The organism is Cytophaga aurantiaca DSM 3654, assembly GCF_000379725.1.
Classification (GTDB): domain Bacteria; phylum Bacteroidota; class Bacteroidia; order Cytophagales; family Cytophagaceae; genus Cytophaga; species Cytophaga aurantiaca.
In genome coordinates, this window is the sequence record NZ_KB903621.1 from 187,345 (window position 1) to 201,822 (window position 14,478).

The window sequence follows — 14,478 nt, forward strand, 5'->3', positions numbered from 1 at the left end:
ATTTCACTAATAAAAAACAAAGAGTAAGCGTTTTTAAAATAGTTATACTTTATAAATATATTCCTTTTGAAACTTCCCAACTGTATGGACCTTTATAGTTTTTTAATGTCATGATAGTGTTTTCAAGTTTTCCCCATTCTGTTTTAGGTTCAGCAGAAGATTCATCATTCCCTGTTGAAACACTCCATTTCTTGGACAAAAAATTAAAACTATAATTCTGAAATTTCTTTGTTACTTGATTGTATATATTTCTATCTGCACCAATTAAATAGAAATCGTTTTCTTTATATCTGAACTTGTAATTTGTCAGATTATCCGTACTGCCGCCTTTGTAAAAAGAAATTTCCAAAATCCCATTCACAATCTGCATGCCTTCATACCATGCACTCGTTTGATATTGATTGTATAATATTAAATTATTGCATTGCTCAATCAACTTAAATTGATTTTGAATGCTGTCGAAAAATGCAATTACAAGAATAAAATGTTGAAACTGTTCAGGTTTTAAATTTTTATTATTCCTATTCTCAATAACAAAGGCTACATCTTTAAAAGTATCTTTATTTAAATCTCCACTCACTGTATCAACAACATTCCAATCAGTAGGTATAAAGTCTTTTATGTTTTTTGCTTTGGGTTTGATTGCTGGATATATAAAATCTTGACCAGATACAAAATGTATATTTGTAATAAACGCCAATATTAATATCGTATAACGCATTTAACTATTTACTTTGCTTTTCAGATATAATTAATGTAGAAGGAATATCAGATAACCAAACACTTTTTGTTTCAACCAGTTTTTTCCAGCTATTTAAACTGATGATCATAATATCCTGCTGTTGCAAAAATGCTTTTCCAATAACCCGTTGATTTTGCAGCGTGATGTGATTGGGTGCATCCTTTTCAATTTTGCTTATTTTTTCTTTCGTCTCAGAATTGTTTTTGATCTCCCCTGCTGCATCCAATACAACAACCTGCGCTCCGCTGTTATAAATAAACTTCTGTGCATAATCAAACAAATAGGTATCCGTTACATCAAAGACCGGAATGAAAATACGTTCGGTTTTTGTAAGATTTTTATCAATTAAAATTCCTACAGAAATATGCGTTCTTGTTAAGATCAATTTTGTTGTTTCATCAAACGGAGAGTTTTCAAATAATTTTTCTTTACCCGTTACTGTATTCAATAATTTTTCCGGATTGATCATACGGGTTGTAAAACCCAACACCTTTCCCAATAAACTTCCTTGAAAAATAGATTCACTTAAGCCAACTAAAAGCAGATCGTATTCGCCTTTGTTTGCCAGATCAGCAATATCGTAATTGATATCATTTGAAGCTTTAAACAAGGTATCAACTTCCTGGTTCAGTTGTTTGGACTCTTCAAGGATGGGATCAAATATTTCTTTTTCGTATTCTTCTAAATTATAGTGATGCAGTTCATTTGTTTGTGATAGATGCATCACTGTTAACGAAGTGGTGGTGTTTGATTTTTTTGTCAGACCGTTTGCAAGTTTTAATAAGGTCTTCCCTGTTTCTGTTGTTCCAAATGAAAGAAGAATTTTGTATTTACTTATACCCTTCATTACCTCTGGAACCTCAACAATCTTGGGTTTGAAAATATAATTTATAAAACTAAGAGCGGGACCAGTCATAAACGTTGTTAACAACGCCATGATCACCATCATCGTAAATACTTCAGGTGTTAATACCCCCAGATCATAACCGATATTCAATACAACCAATTCCATCAAACCTCTTGTATTCATCAAGGCTCCGATCGTAAGACTGTTTTTCCAATTTTGGCCTACAAATTTTGCAGCCAGTGCACTTCCGATAAATTTACCCGCAACGGCAACAAGAATAATTAAACCGGTAATTTTCCATAAATACGGATCATTCAGCAAACCTATCTGCGTGCGTAAACCGGTAAAGACAAAGAACAACGGTAACAACAATACCAATGCAACGTCTTCTACTTTTTCAATAAATATATTTCTGAAACGGATGTTTTCCGGCATTACAGCTCCCGCCATAAATGCACCAAACAACGCATGAATCCCAATTATTTCTGTTGCATAAGAAGACAACAACAAGATCAATAAGAATATGGCTACAATAGGTTTGCTTAAATTTTCGCGGGTTGCATGCAGTTCACCCACACGTGATAAAAAGGGTTTGATCACATAGATCATCATGATCACATAAGCCAGCGCCAAACCTATAATATAAAATGCACTTAAAAAAGATCCTGCTTTTACAATGGCGATTACGGCTGCAAGGATACACCATGCCGTTATATCATCTGCCGCAGCACAGGTAATTACTACTGTACCCAATCGTGTTTTGTGTATGCCGCGTTCCTGAACAATTCTGGCTAAGACCGGAAAGGCCGTAATGCTCATAGCAATACCAAGAAAAAGTGCAAACGATAAAAACTGTATGCCTTCAGGTGCAAAGGATTCATAAATGAAAAACGCCAGGCCCATTCCCAAAGCAAATGGAATAATGATACTTGCATGACTTATAACTACCGCTTCGTGTGCTTTGTTTCTCAACACTTTCAGATCCAGTTCCATTCCTACAATAAACATAAAAAGAATCAAACCGATCTGACTTAAGAACTGTAGGTTACCTAGTGATTTTGCCGGAAATAAGGCCTCGGAAAATTCAGGGAAATACATACCAATCAACGACGGCCCTAATATAATTCCGGCGATAATTTCACCAACAACAGATGGCTGGCCGATCTTTTTACAAAACCAACCTAATATGCGGGCGATGATAATAATGGTTATGATTTGTGCCAGCAGTATTGCAAGCGGATGCTGCAGGTTGTGCAGCATAGCCGTTAAAAATTCTTCGAACTGACTTTTGCCGGATTGGGGAATAATAATATTTCTATCTTTTTCCAATGCTGCACCTAAGATTACGGTCCAGTACATTAAAACAGAAAAGATGCTGATTACGGATACATAAAAAATGCTGTTCTTAATTTTCTTCATTGGATGCGTTTATTCAAACGATATTTTAATTTGTTATTAAATTATAAAAAATTGACTGGTTTTTAAAGCTTTATCACGATCATTGCTGAAAATACTTGAAATATAGTATTTATACGGAGCGCAGAAGCACGTGATTGTTGGTAGCAAAATTTTCGGATACAAAATTTTATAATTTCTTAACACGGAATGTCTCTATCAAAAATGGGATGACGATCATTCGAAATTATACTAGAGATCTTTTTGAAGCTTAGAAATATTTTTAATGATCGTATTTTTATCCGCTGTAGATTTTGCAAGATTCAATGCTTTTGTGAAATATTCCAACGCCTTTTTTGGATTAACTGCCATATGTAGATTTCCCAATAACGTATGGTATAAATGATTATCTACAAGATTTAACTTTTCTGCCTCCACAATTGCCGCTTCCCGCCCATTCGCTTTTGCCAAAGCAAAGGTTCTATTTAACGCTGCAATTGGTGAATATTCTAAAACCAGCAGCTTATTGTACAACTGCAGAATTTCTTCCCACTTTTCTAAACTATCCTTTTGCTGTGTATGCCAGTGCGCAATAGCTGCTTCAATATGATATTTTGAAAGTACATTTCCTGTTGATGCCTGAGTTAAAAAATACACACCTTTCTCTATCAGATCCTGATTCCATAAATTCGAATCCTGATCCTCATAAAGTATGATTTCTCCATCTCCATCAATACGTGCATCAAAACGCGATGCATGAAAGCACATAAGCGACATCAATGCATTTACCTGTGGAAGATTTGTGGTTTGATTTTCAATGAGCAAAAAATTTAATCGCATGGCTTCAAAACAAAGGTCCTTGCGCATGCTTGTATCTCTTGAACTGGAATAATACCCTTCATTAAATAATAGATAAATGGTTGTTAAAACATTTTCTAATTTTGTTTGAATTTCATTTTTCGTTGGATATTCAATTTGTATTTTTTCCGTTCGTAGTTTTTCTTTAGCTCTATTTAACCGCTTATAAATTACTTCTTTGTTTGTTAAAAATGCGCTTGCAATTTCTTCTACTCCAAAACCACAAAGTATGTTTAACGACAACCCTATTTGAGCTTCTGAAGAAATACAGGAATCACAAACAGCAAACATCATTGCCAGCTGACTATCTTGTATATTTTTGATCGACAGATCAATTTCAATTTCATCTGTCGATCCATTTAAGTATTTTATTTCTGAAGAAATTTTTTGATTAAAAAGTGTATTTCTTTTTAAATAATCTTTTGTCTTGTTTTTTGAAACGGTATATAACCACGCTGTAGGATTTTCAGGTAAGCCTTTCAAGCCCCATAATTCAGAGGCCTGCAAAAAAGTATCGCTTACAATATCTTCTGCAATTTCAATATGTTCAATACCAAATAACCTGCATAATACAGAAACAATTTTTCTATATTCTGTTCGGAATAAATGCGGTATGAGTTCTTGTTCGTTCATAATAAAAAGCCTTTGTAAAAATACAAAGGCTTTTCTTAAATGTAATGAATCTTCATTTACATATGTTTCACTTCTCTCACTTCAACATTGCCGCCAAATTTTAAGATCGGACAGCCTTTTGCTAATTCAACAGCCTCTTCATACGTTTCAACCTTGACGATCGAATAACCACCGATCAATTCTTTGATCTCGGTATACGGTCCATCGGTAACAACGTTTTTAGGATGCACAACTTTGCCACCAGCCATCAGGCTGTTTCCACGATCCGTTAATTTATTCTGAGCAGCAATACTTCCGATCCAATCCATCCAAAGTTTTGTTGTTGCCTGCATTTCTTCAGCAGAAGCTTTAGGAATGGCATTGAAGTCGTTTCTGAATACTAATAAGAAATCTTTCATAGGTGTAGTGTTTTTAAGTTCTTTTTATGAATGACGATCGGGTTTTCTATTTTGGACAGTTTGGGTAAAAATATTTTTAATTGTTTCAATTATTTCATTTTTACTCAAAAATTAATGTGTATTCAGCATCATTTGTATTTTTTGAACAATATACGTATCAATCAAAAACGGAAAAGAGATCATTCCAAAATATAAAATTCCATTTGCTATTTTCTCTCTGAAATTGCTTGTTAATTCCGTAACCTCAAACTCTTTGTTATAGAGACGCACATATACCTTTTGAATAATGGTGTACAGCATTAAAAATATGAATAACATTTGTGCTCCGAAGTAACTTAAACTTTTATGTTCCCTGTGCTCATATATTTCAGGCACTGCACCAAATGCAATTAACAGAATGGAAATAAACAGATGTTTGAAAAACACTTTTCTGTCTTTAAGATTTTCCTGATCAAAAATTACGACCCAGCCAACCGGTATAAAATACAGTATATATAAGATCAGATCTTTATCCATTTTAAAATCTAACGGTTTAAAAATCCGCCGGTGCTATAACAAAACGCGTAGCGGAAAAATTTAATGATTTTGTATTTTTTTATTTTACAATTTGGGTTTCTATTAATTCATTAAATTTTTCAGACTTTAAATAAGCTTTTGTTTTTTTATTTTGTTCTATTACTTCTAAATATTCCATCTCCACTAATGCTAATAAATCTGCTCTAGCTGTTTGGTTTGAAATATTAAATCTAACTTCAATTTCTTTAACACTAAAGATTACATCTGGATCTTCATAAATCCATTTTAATATTATTGCCTGACGTTCATTTATCCCTTTTAATTTTTGAAAATTAATCAGCTGCTTTTTTTCATTTATTTTTCTTTGAATATATTTTTTCAAATCTTGAAAGGCAAGGTCCATTGTTTTAATTTTGTAATCAATAAAATATGTGACATCATTTTCATCTATTTCACTATACAAATATGCTTGTGCATATTGTGTTTTACTTTTCACAATCAACCGTGATATTGATAAATACTCAGTGAGCCAGTATCCATTTCTTAATAGATACCAGTAAAATAAAGCTCTTGCAGTTCTGCCATTTCCATCAACAAAAGGGTGTATAAAGCCAATCATGAAATGTAAAACACATGCTTTAATTATTGGATGTATGAATTTATCTTTGTCTACATGGTTAAAAAAGTTAAAAACATCTTGCATTAAATGTGGTACTTTATCAAAAGTTGGTGGAGTATATATTATCTCACCATCTATTATGTCTACTACATTTACATCATTATTATCCCTATAACAACCTTCGTCACTCACATTATCTAAAGTATCTTTGGTAATTAATCTATGAATTTCACATAACAGTTCCTCTGTAATTGGTTCATTTTTTAAATCAACAATATGTTTAATTGTTGTATAATTGTTCATTATCATTTGCTCAGATTTGTTTTTTGGCTTTGCATTTTTTCTGAGCATTTCTTTGGCTTTTTTGCGTGTTGTTACAGCCCCTTCAATCTGACTTGAAGCAATTGCTTCCTCCATAATTGAACTTATTAAATATCTTTTTTTATCTTCTTCAGGTATTACTCCTTGACTTCCTAATGTTCCTCCAATATTTAAATCAAATTCATGAAGACCTTTTTGTATTTTATCTGTTACATTATAATAAAAAGAATATCCACCAAATTGTAGTTTTTTGGCATTTAATCTTCTACTTAATTTTGTAATTGTCCATAATATTTCTGGTGCAATATTTTGTTCCGTTTTTTGATATTTAATTTTGTCCCAATACAAATACTGATCATTGATTTTACTAATAAGAGAATCAAGATCTTCTTCATTTTTAGTTTTTATGGCTTCATCAAATAACTCTCTTTTGTACCAAGTTGGCGCTGCTTCAGGTTTTTTCATATCACAATATTTCCAAATTTGTGAATAATTAGGACATTTTTATAAATCTAATTCAATATCACAATATTTCCAAATTTTAACAAAATTTGGAAATATTGTGATATTTGTAATTTTTGTATATTGATTAATAGATATTTATAATAAAAAAGGGTGTTACTGTGTAACACCCTTTTTTATTATAAATCTTCCGCTTTAAGCATTTATTCCGTTTCAGCCATGTTGTGGAACACTGCCTGCACATCATCGTCATCTTCAAACTTTTCCAACAGCTTATAAATTTCTTCCTGCTGTTCTGCAGTCAAGGTTGTTGTTGTATTCGGAATACGTTCTGTTTCTGCATTGATCACATTAATGTTTCTTTGCTCCAACTCTTTTTGCATGGTACCGAAATCAACAAAAGCAGTATAGATGAAAATTTCATTTTCGTCTTTCACAATTTCTTCTGCACCAAAATCAATCAGTTCAAGCTCCAATTCTTCCGGATCCAAACCAGTTCCATCAATTTTGATAACACCTTTGCGTTCAAATAAAAATTCAAGTGAACCGGTTTTACCCAATGTGCCGCCTGAACGTGTAAAGTACGAACGCACATTAGCAACCGTACGTGTATTGTTATCGGTAGCACATTCAACCAATATTGCTATTCCGTATGGACCGTATCCTTCAAATACTACTTCTTCGTAATCCGATTCGTCTTTGCCCGATGCTCTTTTTATTGCCGCATCGATTCTGTCTTTCGGCATGTTCAAACCTTTCGCGTTGTTTACAGCTGTACGTAAACGCGAATTGGTTTCAATATTTCCGCCGCCTTGTTTCGCAGCCATTACAATCTCTTTACCCAAACGCGTAAAGGCTTTCGCCATGCGGTCAAATCTTTTTGCTCTTCTTCCTTTTCGAAGTTCGTATGCTCTTCCCATAATAATTCGTTGTTGCAATCTTGCGCCAAAGTTACGTAGATTTCAAGACGTTGTATAGAGAAATGTCGACTTTTTTAGAGGAAAAAGACAGTTTTAATTTATTAAGGTTTAAGTTCTTATCGTTTAAATAAAGTAAATTGGTAAAATGAATAATCCATCTGCAGAAAAAATAAAAGACATACTCGATTTTTTTCGGAAAAGACGAACTGCCTTTGATGATTACATTTCTCAAAATGGTCTTCAAAGAAGAATAACCACTTGCCCGTCCTGTGGAATTCCGACATTATATCCTCCTGCAATTCATGAAATTTGTGATCTGTGCAATTGGCAAAATGATGGTCAGGATGATCCAGATGCTGATAAATCATATGGAGGTCCCAATACAGAATCTTTAACAGATTCCAGAATCAATTTTGGTTTAGTGTTAGACGAAAATGGGGTTAATATGAACGCTTCCATCATTCAGAAACCAGAAATTCTTTTAGCCATTTTGAAAGAATATGATCAGAAATTAAATGATTCTGCAATTGATGCATTTAATGAAAATTCTATAGATAATACCAATAATCCATATGTGATTATGAAAAATAAATTGATCGAAGAAATTTTTAAGAATCAATAATTATAATTAAATCTCGATGAATTTCGAACACGAAAGAAACAGTTTTTTGAAATCGCTCAAAAAAACATCCTTTCCAAAAATTACCAGTAAAAAGGTAGTTATGGAAATGGTGGCAAATGGCGTGGCTGCTATCTGCGCATTTATTGTTTATAAAGTATTACAGAATTTTATTGTTGTTAAAAGCGTAAAAAATCTTTGGGGACTAGCCAATAAAAAAGATAAAATGATCGTGAGCAAAGAAGCATTTGAAACGATCAGCGGCATTTGTATTTTTATTATCGCCATGTTTGTTTTCACCTATGTGGAAGGCCTGATTGAAAATTATTTAAAGGAACGGGAAGAAACGAACGTTTAAAATTTTTCTTTTATAATTCTATGTTGGAGTTTATTGTGAAGATTAAATAAATATACCAACGGCCTCATTTCAAATTGCGTTAAGAAATTTTGGTTCATGGAGCTTTTTGAACGCTACAACTAGTCCTTTTTCAGGACGGTTTTGTAGCGTTCGCGCAATGAACCAAAATTTTAGCTTATTTGATCCCGCTAAGGCGGGAGCAAAAGAACGGAAGAATCAAAAAAGAAAGATAAATAGAGTTAAGATTGGAAAACTGTTTATGCAAAATATGAAACGATAAGAAATTCTCTTTTTTAGTCGTAATTTTGCTTCATGCCAATTCAATTATACAATCCCTTCCAGGAAATGCATTTTGATATGCAGACCTGTTTTTTAACCGGACAAAGTCTGTCTCCTGATACAGAACCAACTGCTGTTTTTCCTGAATGGATTCTTAATCGATATAACCTCAGCGACCAAACATTTAAAATGCTGGACGAAGGAACCCGGGTTCCATATAAAAACATCAAAGTGCCTTACGCACCAAATGTTGTTAAAGCAATGAATGTGCTGGAGGCGGAAATTGAAAAAGCTTTCTGTGCCGGTTACGATGAAATAGTAAAGATTCCGGAAGAACGTTTGTTTCAATGGATGGCAAAACTAATGATGGGTGTATTATTCGAAGACTTACGAATTGCACAAAAGAAATTGGCGACGCAAAACGATTCCCTCCGTTTATCAAATTTTTTAAAAGCACGTTTTCAAAAGTTGCACTGGATGCTGCAGTCGCTTGTGGTACCAATGGACTTCAAAGGATTAAAGCCCTGGACAATTCGCATATTTAAAGTAAAATATTCTAAAGATCTTTTTAATTACAAAGACGAAACCAACAATCTGAATTTCTCTTTAAGCATGAATGATTTTGGTATCGTTGCTTGCTTGCAGGATAACGGCGAGGTTGGTAAAAAATACGATGAGCTTACAACTAAAATCGGCAGTCAGACATTGCATCCGATTCAGTTTGAAGAATTGTGCAGCAAATTTATTTACGCAAATTATTTATTGACCAGCTACGCAACCTATAACGTTTCCATTGAAGATGAAAAAGTTTCGGTCGAATCGATTCCCTTGTCTACACAAAATAATTCTCCGTTGTTTGATTTCTGGGATGATAACATGTACGGACAAGTATTGGCGAACTACTGGAAACCCTGGGGACTGACGATGAAAGAAATTATTATGTTCCCGAATCCGCCGATCAGTTATATTGAGAATGATTTCAATGATGAAATTACGGACATAGAAAAAATAAATCAGCCGTATTAAAATTTGTTTACCAATCTAAAAGATCGATGCCTTTGCTTTAATCGAAGGCATCGATCTTTTGTTTTTTACAATTCAATTACTTATTCCGGATTTTTAAATAATTATATATCAAAGCAAATAATGCTACGAATAAAATAACGCTGGTTTTTGAATTGGTTTTTATATCTATCGCACAAACGATTATTAACACAATCACAAATAGTATCAGGATTAGATGTATTGTTTTCGTTTTCATTTATGACTACAAATAAAATTTTTAGATTGAACTACTTCAATTTTGAAGGAATTATTTTTATGATGCGTATTTCTCTTTTTATTAATTCAGAGCTTGGAACAATAATCTTTTTATTTGAAGCCGGTCTTTCATAAACATACTCTTGAATTAGTATTTGATTGGAATCTTCTTTTAAAAGTTTAAGATGATTTTTTGTTCGATAATACCTACTATAAAACAACGAAAACCAGGGACTGTATCCGATCTCTGCTCCATCATGTGAATTAAAAATTCCAACGTTTTCAAGAATGTAAATTGTTGGTTCAACCGATGTGATTTTGGTCTGTATAATTTCTTTTGAAAACATTTTAGAGTGATGTGTCAGATTTATTAGTAACAGTGCATACGTATGAATAACAAAGAATGCTGTTAAAATGATTGTTGTTAAAATCTTTTTCTTTGTTGTTGTAAGCAACTTCCAGTTTTTAAAAAGAACAATAAAATAGATAATGAATATAATAGCCCAAATAGAAAAATAAACATCCAGGTCCGTTATCTTAGGAATGAATTTTACCTTTGATAACGGAATAATGTATAAAATAAATGGTAGTACAAAAAGTTGAAATAATTTTTTTGTGGCCATCATAAGCAGTTAATTAAAACAAATCATTTCTTAACCGACTTATTTCTTATGTAAAAATCGGATACTAATATTATTAATACTTTTTTTTCCATTCATTAAATCTAACTTTACAATCATCGACTGTCCTGCATGCAGCATATTTTTTTTATAGTCTTCGCTTAGATTAAAATTATATATACCTACTTGATTAAAATTAAATCCTTTCTGAGCAAATTGAATAATAGGTGGATTATAAAAAAAAATCTGTTTTCCGGATAACGTATCGATAAGCGATAATTCAATTCGCGATTCATCATTTACATCAAAGACATCTTCTATACTTATTTGTACGATGTCCACATTGTTAACATTCGGAATTTCATTTAATGATTTTCTTAAAATTTTATTATTCGCTACTTGTTCACCAATTTGATATTCTTTAAGTAGTACATATTCATTTTCTGGAATCATTTCATTTGATAATATGTATTTATATTTTTCATCTGTCTTTAAAAAAATTTTCCAATACTTTTCTTTATCCATTTGGGATCCATGCAAAATATGTTCCTTGTATTGATACGTTTGAATCATATTCAATACAATCGTACATATAGAAAAAATTATAACACAAAATTTTAATCTAAGGCTTTGCTGCTGAACAAAGATCGCCATTGGAATTAAAAATAATGTGTAATAATCTATATAAGCTCTCAAGCCATAACTACTACCATAAAACCAGCACCACCATGAACTCAATACATAGGTCAATAGAATAAAACCTATCATCCAGGTAATTGCCATATAAAAATATCGAACGGAAAACATCCAAATTACAGCTGCTATTGATAATAAAAATATTGGTGTATAAACAAATAGTCCTTTTCTATAACTAAATAAAACATTTATGAATTGTGGATTTGTAAAATCAAACGTTTGTCCTTCATATGAATCTAATATAAAGTCGCCTGTTTGAAAATACCATAACAATAATTGTATCGAAAAAACACCTGCTCCTAAAATAATTCCGATCGAAACCGTTGGGAGTTCTTTATAAAGTGAGATGATACTCTCTTTTAAATTTTTTCCGGAAGCTGCTAGAAACGGTAAAAATAGGAGTGTTAAAAAATTAACCGGTCTCAATAACATTATTAATCCAACTAATATGCCTGCAATTAAAATCAACTTTTTATGTTTATATAAAAAGTATTTTTTGGTTATATATAAAAAAGCAGTTATCGCACATAAAGAATAAATATGGCTAAATGAAGCATCCATTGAGACATATGCTATTACGGATGTTGAAAAAACCAAAATCAGCTGCGAAAATATAATTATGTCTTTTTTTATTTCATATAACTGCAATAAGCCTTTTAAAAGGCAAAGTGTTAAAAACAAATAAAAAAATGCTGAAAGACCTATTGTTTCATGAAAAACTTGCTGATACCCATCTTTGTATGTATGATCAAGATTAAAGATGCTGTAGGTAATGAGAAAAAATGGTGCTTGAAGTAAAGCTGTTCCACAGCTGTATTTATTTACTTTATAATCGTTATGGTATTTGTAATGTCTCTTACTTTCTATACGCTTATATAATTCAGAAGAATCATTCCATGGAATATCTTTTCTATATAAATCATGAAAAATAATTATTGAAGGTAAATATTCATAATAACCTATTCCATCTGAATGTATCTTATCTTTTGAGTTTCCTAAAATAATATTAATACATAATGCAAGTAACAAAACAATAATTGCTTCAATATAGATTTTACGAATGAATGCAATAATTTTATTTATCATTGAATTGAAATAATTTAAAATTAATAATTATTGATTTATGTAATTACCTGTTAATATATTCCAGCTCCAGCTTTTTAATCCGTGAACCAATTGCTCCTCGCGTGCGGTCAAAATGTTTGGCCATATCTCCTAAACTGATTCCCTGCAAATACATCTGTGCCAGTTCCTGATCCAGCGCATGAGTCCATGGTTTGTAGGCATCTTTGTTTTTATCGCGCGCTTCGTCCTTGGTATATGCTTTCTCTTTTGGATAACCAATCGCTTCTTTCGTATTTTTACTTTTCGATTTCGCAGTTGATTGAGCAGCTCTCCGCTCCTCTTCTTCCGGCGATACACGAAGCACCTGAATCTGTGCCGAACGTATTGCATTTTTCGGAAGCAATGTTTCCGGAATATGAATGAGATTTTTTGTCCGGGTTACTGCTACATACAACAGATTGATTTCTTCATTCAGTTTTGAAATATTAATCGATTCATCGCTACGACTACCTTTAGTTTGTTTCTCAACTTTATCCTGCGTAATAAAATCATTAACAATCTGTATCGAATCGTATTCCATTCCCTTGCAACGATGCACTGTAGAAAAAATCATCTCTGCTTTTTCCTTTTCATCGTTGCCAACATGTTTCTCTTTTATCAGATTTAAAATTCCGGGAATTTCATTTCCGTATTCCTCTACAATTTCAATCATCATTTTAAGCTGCACATCTTCGGTCTTCTCAACGTATTCTTCCAGCTCTTCAACACTTTTCATCTGCGCAATCAATTTGTCGCGAATCAATGCAGGTTTTTTATTATATAAATTCAATACATCATATAAAGAAGTTCCTTCATCTGCATAGGTATACGAATGAATGTTTCCTTCAAAATAAATATGCTTTACGTTTTTCTTTTCAATAACAAACTCAATGGCTTTCAGCAACAAGCCTAAATTGGTGCGCGCAATAATTGCTTTTACTTTGTCGTCTTTTCCTGTACCTTTTCCTTCAATAGCAAATTGTTGTTCTTCAGTTACAAAATTTTTCCAGCCCAACACCTCAACAGCAAGTTTTGCAATGTCTGCACTAAAGCGGAAACTGGATGACAAGTGATATGTTTTAAAATTCGCTTTCTCTAAGGAATTCACCGCAAAGCGCCAACCATAGATCTGCTGGTGCGTATCGCCCACAATAACTTTGGTTGCAGACTGTTTGAAAAAAATATCCAGCATAGCCGGCGATGCATCCTGTCCTTCATCAAACAAAATATAATCGAAATACAAACGCGGATTTGACAATTGAAATTTTTTGAGATAAAAATCGTGGGTGATCTCAATTTCACCTTTATCCATTTTTCCTAAAAACACTCGTGTATTTTTTTCAATGTATTCGTATGCTGCAGAAACAAATGCCTTGGCTTCTTCATCGAATACCACATCGCGGTAATTTAGATCCTGTACTTTCTGTTTGTCGCTGTTACAGAAATACGCAATAAATTTATTTATGTGATTGGCGGCTATAAATTCAGCATGTTTATCGCCGTTATTTATTAAACCTAAAATTTCAACAATCTCGTGTGTCTTATAACCATTTGCTTTTATACGGTAGTTGCTGCGAAAAATAATCTCGCGGTACGCGAGCGAATGTGCGGTTTCAACTTTTACATTATGCAATCCTTGCTCTGCAAATTTCTTTTGTGCTTCAAGCTTCACCGATTTATTAAATGCCAGATACAGTATATTGCTTGTCGCTGGACGGGTTTTCGCATATTCAATAATGGTGGTCGTTTTTCCCGAACCTGCAACTGCATTGATCTTGATATCTCCGGTGGAGTTGATAATGGCGAGCTGCTCGGAAGTAAATTGCATGTA

At 32.7% G+C, this 14,478-nt stretch carries 13 protein-coding genes; 3 read left to right on the plus strand and 10 right to left on the minus strand.

Going from position 1 to position 14,478, the window contains the following annotated elements; all coding sequences use genetic code 11:
- Positions 1 to 49: 49 nt before the first annotated feature.
- The 7 genes from A3EE_RS0102295 to A3EE_RS0102325 form a co-directional block, all read right to left on the minus strand.
- Positions 50 to 721, minus strand: coding sequence for a hypothetical protein (locus tag A3EE_RS0102295; RefSeq protein WP_018341814.1), 672 nt, complete (start codon positions 719 to 721; stop codon positions 50 to 52).
- A 4-nt stretch (positions 722 to 725) separates the two neighbouring features.
- Positions 726 to 3,008 (minus strand): cation:proton antiporter, encoded by a 2,283-nt coding sequence (locus A3EE_RS0102300; protein WP_018341815.1) that lies wholly within the window; start codon positions 3,006 to 3,008, stop codon positions 726 to 728.
- A 228-nt stretch (positions 3,009 to 3,236) separates the two neighbouring features.
- Positions 3,237 to 4,475 (minus strand): RNA polymerase sigma factor, encoded by a 1,239-nt coding sequence (locus tag A3EE_RS0102305; RefSeq protein ID WP_018341816.1) that lies wholly within the window; start codon positions 4,473 to 4,475, stop codon positions 3,237 to 3,239.
- A 56-nt stretch (positions 4,476 to 4,531) separates the two neighbouring features.
- Complete coding sequence (locus A3EE_RS0102310; protein WP_018341817.1) at positions 4,532 to 4,873, minus strand: YciI family protein; 342 nt, start codon at positions 4,871 to 4,873, stop codon at positions 4,532 to 4,534.
- Between the two features lie 111 nt (positions 4,874 to 4,984).
- Positions 4,985 to 5,389, minus strand: coding sequence for a hypothetical protein (locus A3EE_RS0102315; protein ID WP_018341818.1), 405 nt, complete (start codon positions 5,387 to 5,389; stop codon positions 4,985 to 4,987).
- Positions 5,390 to 5,468: 79 nt separating this feature from the next.
- Positions 5,469 to 6,794, minus strand: coding sequence for a Fic family protein (locus A3EE_RS0102320; protein ID WP_018341819.1), 1,326 nt, complete (start codon positions 6,792 to 6,794; stop codon positions 5,469 to 5,471).
- A gap of 200 nt (positions 6,795 to 6,994) precedes the next feature.
- Positions 6,995 to 7,711, minus strand: coding sequence for a YebC/PmpR family DNA-binding transcriptional regulator (locus A3EE_RS0102325; RefSeq protein WP_018341820.1), 717 nt, complete (start codon positions 7,709 to 7,711; stop codon positions 6,995 to 6,997).
- A 145-nt stretch (positions 7,712 to 7,856) separates the two neighbouring features.
- Between A3EE_RS0102325 and A3EE_RS21145 the strand changes: the two genes are divergently transcribed.
- From A3EE_RS21145 to A3EE_RS0102345, 3 genes are all read left to right on the plus strand, one after another.
- Positions 7,857 to 8,333, plus strand: coding sequence for a CPCC family cysteine-rich protein (locus A3EE_RS21145; protein WP_018341821.1), 477 nt, complete (start codon positions 7,857 to 7,859; stop codon positions 8,331 to 8,333).
- A 16-nt stretch (positions 8,334 to 8,349) separates the two neighbouring features.
- Complete coding sequence (locus tag A3EE_RS0102335; RefSeq protein WP_018341822.1) at positions 8,350 to 8,688, plus strand: hypothetical protein; 339 nt, start codon at positions 8,350 to 8,352, stop codon at positions 8,686 to 8,688.
- A 312-nt stretch (positions 8,689 to 9,000) separates the two neighbouring features.
- On the plus strand, positions 9,001 to 9,993 hold the full coding sequence (locus A3EE_RS0102345) for a hypothetical protein (protein ID WP_018341824.1): 993 nt from the start codon (positions 9,001 to 9,003) through the stop codon (positions 9,991 to 9,993).
- A 266-nt stretch (positions 9,994 to 10,259) separates the two neighbouring features.
- On the opposite strand, the gene A3EE_RS0102350 is transcribed toward A3EE_RS0102345, so the two are convergent.
- Genes A3EE_RS0102350 through A3EE_RS0102360 form a run of 3 tightly spaced genes read right to left on the minus strand, consistent with a single transcriptional unit; the run spans position 10,260 to position 14,475 of the window.
- A complete protein-coding gene (locus A3EE_RS0102350; protein WP_157446842.1) occupies positions 10,260 to 10,853 on the minus strand; it encodes a hypothetical protein in 594 nt (197 codons plus the stop codon).
- A gap of 36 nt (positions 10,854 to 10,889) precedes the next feature.
- Positions 10,890 to 12,629 carry a hypothetical protein gene (locus A3EE_RS0102355; protein WP_018341826.1) on the minus strand — a complete coding sequence of 580 codons (1,740 nt, stop codon included), beginning with the start codon at positions 12,627 to 12,629 and terminating at the stop codon, positions 10,890 to 10,892.
- A gap of 43 nt (positions 12,630 to 12,672) precedes the next feature.
- A complete protein-coding gene (locus tag A3EE_RS0102360; protein ID WP_018341827.1) occupies positions 12,673 to 14,475 on the minus strand; it encodes a UvrD-helicase domain-containing protein in 1,803 nt (600 codons plus the stop codon).
- Positions 14,476 to 14,478: the final 3 nt, after the last annotated feature.

Coding starts and splice junctions, on each gene's coding strand:
- A3EE_RS0102300 (WP_018341815.1), bottom strand. CDS start 3,008: ATGAAGAAAATTAAGAACAGCATTTTTTATGTATCCGTAATCAGCATC.
- A3EE_RS0102320 (WP_018341819.1), bottom strand. CDS start 6,794: ATGAAAAAACCTGAAGCAGCGCCAACTTGGTACAAAAGAGAGTTATTT.
- A3EE_RS0102350 (WP_157446842.1), bottom strand. CDS start 10,853: ATGATGGCCACAAAAAAATTATTTCAACTTTTTGTACTACCATTTATT.
- A3EE_RS21145 (WP_018341821.1), top strand. CDS start 7,857: ATGAATAATCCATCTGCAGAAAAAATAAAAGACATACTCGATTTTTTT.
- A3EE_RS0102315 (WP_018341818.1), bottom strand. CDS start 5,389: ATGGATAAAGATCTGATCTTATATATACTGTATTTTATACCGGTTGGC.
- A3EE_RS0102310 (WP_018341817.1), bottom strand. CDS start 4,873: ATGAAAGATTTCTTATTAGTATTCAGAAACGACTTCAATGCCATTCCT.
- A3EE_RS0102345 (WP_018341824.1), top strand. CDS start 9,001: ATGCCAATTCAATTATACAATCCCTTCCAGGAAATGCATTTTGATATG.
- A3EE_RS0102305 (WP_018341816.1), bottom strand. CDS start 4,475: ATGAACGAACAAGAACTCATACCGCATTTATTCCGAACAGAATATAGA.
- A3EE_RS0102355 (WP_018341826.1), bottom strand. CDS start 12,629: ATGATAAATAAAATTATTGCATTCATTCGTAAAATCTATATTGAAGCA.
- A3EE_RS0102360 (WP_018341827.1), bottom strand. CDS start 14,475: ATGCAATTTACTTCCGAGCAGCTCGCCATTATCAACTCCACCGGAGAT.
- A3EE_RS0102295 (WP_018341814.1), bottom strand. CDS start 721: ATGCGTTATACGATATTAATATTGGCGTTTATTACAAATATACATTTT.
- A3EE_RS0102325 (WP_018341820.1), bottom strand. CDS start 7,711: ATGGGAAGAGCATACGAACTTCGAAAAGGAAGAAGAGCAAAAAGATTT.
- A3EE_RS0102335 (WP_018341822.1), top strand. CDS start 8,350: ATGAATTTCGAACACGAAAGAAACAGTTTTTTGAAATCGCTCAAAAAA.